The sequence below is a fragment of the Mesorhizobium sp. CC13 genome, assembly GCF_039907765.1.
Taxonomy (GTDB): Bacteria; Pseudomonadota; Alphaproteobacteria; order Rhizobiales; family Rhizobiaceae; genus Aminobacter.
The window spans coordinates 1-3,137 of sequence record NZ_JARDJI010000048.1 but is presented as its reverse complement, the minus strand read 5'-3'; the positions used below and the strand labels follow the sequence as shown (position 1 = coordinate 3,137).

Sequence of the window (3,137 nt, the reverse complement as noted above, 5' to 3'; positions counted from 1 at the left end):
GAGAGCCGCGTTGGTGGTTCGCCGGAGACGGTGAAACGCCTTGTCGGCTTTGGTTTCGAGGTGATCGTCGAGGCGGGCGCCGGCACGCTGTCGCGCATCACCGACGCCGATTATGCGGCGGCGGGGGCGAGGATCGGCACGGCGGCGGATGCCGCGAAGGCCGACGTCGTGCTCAAGGTCAGGCGGCCGAGCGAGGCCGAGCTCAAGGGCTACAAGGCGGGGGCCGCGGTGCTCGCCACCATGGATCCCTACGGCAACGAGGCCGGCGTGGCGGCGATGGCCAGGGCCGGCGTCACGGCGTTTGCCATGGAGTTCATGCCGCGCATCACGCGCGCCCAGGTGATGGACGTGCTTTCCTCGCAGGCCAACCTCGCCGGCTACCAGGCGGTGGTCGACGGGGCTGCCGAATATGACCGGGCGCTGCCGATGATGATGACGGCGGCGGGCACGGTGCCGGCTGCCAAGGTGTTCATCATGGGCGTCGGCGTCGCCGGCCTGCAGGCGATCGCCACCGCCCGCCGCATGGGCGCGATCGTGACCGCCACCGACGTGCGTCCGGCGGTGAAGGAGCAGGTCGCCTCGCTCGGCGCCAAGTTCATCGCCGTCGAGGACGACGAGTTCAAGCAGGCCGAGACCGCCGGCGGCTACGCCAAGGAGATGTCGAAGGAGTACCAGGCCAAGCAGGCGGCCTTGACCGCCGAGCACATCGCCAAGCAGGACATCGTCATCACCACGGCCCTGATCCCGGGCCGTCCGGCGCCGAAGCTGGTGTCGGCCCAGATGGTCGCGGCGATGAAGCCGGGTTCGGTGCTGGTCGACCTCGCGGTCGAGCGCGGCGGCAATGTCGAGGGCGCGGTCCCCGGCAAGGTCGTCACCACCGGCAACGGCGTCAAGATCGTCGGCCACCTCAACGTGCCGGGCCGCGTCGCGGCGTCGGCCTCGCTGCTCTATGCCAAGAACCTGTTCGCCTTCCTCGAGACGATGATCGACAAGGGCGCCAAGAAGCTCGCCATCAACCGCGACGACGAGCTGGTCAAGGCGACGATGCTGACCGACGCCGGCAAGGTGGTGCATCCGAACTTCGCCAATGCGGCGGCTGCCACAGCCGTGGACAAGCCCAAGCCGGTGGTGCCTGGCCAGAACCGCGGCGACGATCCGGCGACCGACGGTTCCGCTGCGAAGCCCGCGGCGAAGAAGGCCGCCGCCAAGTCCGACAAGCCGGCCGCCGCCAGGAAACCGGCCGCTGCCAGGAAATCAGCCAAGTCGATCTCCGGGGGAGACGCGTGATGGAACAGACGGCTCTCGAAAAAGCGCTCGACCAGCTCGACCAGGCGGTGGCCGCGGTCCGGCTCGGCGTGCAGGAACTGGCCAACGCGCAAGGGGCGGCGGACGCCGCCGGCGGGGTGGCGCATGCCGTCTCCGGCGGGGTGATCGACCCGTTCGTGTTCCGCTTCGCCATCTTCGTGCTCGCGATCTTCGTCGGCTACTACGTGGTCTGGTCGGTGACGCCGGCGCTGCACACGCCGCTGATGGCGGTGACCAACGCCATCTCCTCGGTGATCGTGGTGGGCGCGCTGCTTGCCGTCGGCATCGCCGCGTCCGGGCTTGCCACCGGCTTCGGCTTCGTCGCCATGGTGCTCGCCGCCGTCAACATCTTCGGCGGCTTCCTGGTCACCCAGCGCATGCTGGCCATGTACAAGAAGAAGGACAAGTGACGTGAACGTGAACCTCGCCTCCTTCCTCTACCTGGTCTCGGGCATCCTGTTCATCCTGGCGCTGCGCGGCCTGTCGCACCCGACCACCAGCCGCAAGGGCAACACCTACGGCATGATCGGCATGGGCATCGCCATCGTCACCACGCTGGCGCTGGCCAAGCCCTCGCTGGGCGGCCTCGGCCTGATCGTGCTCGGGCTGGCCATCGGCGGCGGCGTCGGCGCGGTCACCGCGCGGCGCATCGCCATGACCTCGATGCCGCAGCTGGTGGCGGCGTTCCACAGCCTCGTCGGCATGGCCGCCGTGATGGTGGCGGCGGCCGCCATCTATGCGCCCGAAAGCTTCGGCATCGGTGCGGTCGGCGCCATCCACGGCCAGGCCCTGGTCGAGATGAGCCTCGGCGTCGCCATCGGCGCCATCACCTTCACCGGCTCGGTCATCGCCTTCCTCAAGCTCGACGGCCGCATGTCGGGCAAGCCGATCATGCTGCCGGGCCGTCACGCCATCAACGCCGCCCTCGGCATCGGCCTGGTCGTCTTGATCGTGCTCTTGGTCACCACCCAGTCGACCACCATCTTCTGGCTGATCGTGGCACTTTCCCTGGTGCTCGGCGTGCTCTTGATCATCCCGATCGGCGGCGCCGACATGCCGGTGGTCGTCTCCATGCTCAACTCCTATTCGGGCTGGGCGGCAGCCGCGCTCGGCTTCACGCTCGGCAACCTGGCGCTGATCATCACCGGGGCGCTGGTCGGCTCGTCGGGCGCGATCCTCAGCTACATCATGTGCAAGGGCATGAACCGCTCGTTCATCTCGGTCATCCTCGGCGGCTTCGGCGGCGAGACCACTGCTGCCGTCGACGACGGCATCCAGCGCACGGTCAAGACCGGTGCCGCAGACGATGCGGCCTACCTGATGATGAACGCCCAGAAGGTCATCATCGTGCCGGGCTACGGCATGGCGGTGGCCCAGGCCCAGCATGCGCTGCGCGAGATGGCCGACAAGCTCAAGGCCAACGGCGTCGAGGTCAAATACGCCATCCACCCGGTCGCCGGCCGCATGCCCGGCCACATGAACGTGCTGCTCGCCGAGGCCAACGTGCCCTATGACGAGGTGTTCGAGCTCGAAGACATCAACTCGGAGTTCGCCCAGGCCGACGTCGCCTACGTCATCGGCGCCAACGACGTCACCAACCCGTCGGCGCGCGACGACAAGAACTCGCCGATCTACGGCATGCCGATCCTCGACGTCGACAAGGCCCGCACCTGCCTGTTCGTCAAGCGCAGCCTAGGCTCCGGCTATGCCGGCATCGACAACACGCTGTTCTACAAGGACGGCACCATGATGCTGCTCGGCGACGCCAAGAAGATGACCGAGGAAATCGTCAAGGCCATGGACCACTGAGCCAAGCGCTCGGCCAACGCCAC

At 68.1% G+C, this 3,137-nt stretch carries 3 protein-coding genes; all 3 read left to right on the top strand.

What is annotated here, in order from left to right; genetic code table 11:
- Positions 1-1,287 (top strand): Re/Si-specific NAD(P)(+) transhydrogenase subunit alpha (locus tag PV773_RS25095; RefSeq protein ID WP_347968982.1); only part of this gene is annotated, 1,287 nt, incomplete at its 5' end.
- Entirely contained in the window at positions 1,287-1,715 is a 429-nt protein-coding gene (locus PV773_RS25090; RefSeq protein WP_347968981.1) for an NAD(P) transhydrogenase subunit alpha, read from the top strand. The genes PV773_RS25095 and PV773_RS25090, both read left to right, overlap by 1 nt.
- A gap of 1 nt (position 1,716) precedes the next feature.
- Positions 1,717-3,114, top strand: a complete 1,398-nt coding sequence (locus PV773_RS25085) for an NAD(P)(+) transhydrogenase (Re/Si-specific) subunit beta (RefSeq protein ID WP_347968980.1) — start codon at positions 1,717-1,719, stop codon at positions 3,112-3,114.
- The last annotated feature ends 23 nt before the right edge of the window (positions 3,115-3,137 follow it).